Source organism: Aquirufa sp. ROCK-SH2, assembly GCF_054558315.1.
The window spans coordinates 1-255 of the sequence record NZ_JBPXKB010000021.1 but is presented as its reverse complement, the minus strand read 5'-3'; the positions used below and the strand labels follow the sequence as shown (position 1 = coordinate 255).

The window sequence follows — 255 nt, the reverse complement described above, 5'->3', positions numbered from 1 at the left end:
CCAATATCGTATTTCCCGCACCTGTTGTATTATTTTTCCCAGAATTAAAGCCAATTGCTGTATTATTTCCTCCTGTGTTAAAATCCAATGAATAGGCTCCCACAGCCACATTATTCCCAGCTGTTGTGTTATCTGATAAAGACTCCATTCCAATTGCCACATTTTGACTACCTGTTGTAATGTTTAAGCCACTATTATGCCCAACTGCTGTATTTGCTGAAGAGTTAGATAAATTCTTAAGAGCAAAGGTACCTA

1 pseudogene is annotated in these 255 nt (G+C 37.6%); it reads right to left on the bottom strand.

Annotation, left to right across the window (positions count from 1 at the left end):
* Window positions 1-255, bottom strand: a pseudogene (locus tag V7S79_RS12240) (hypothetical protein); the annotation flags it as partial.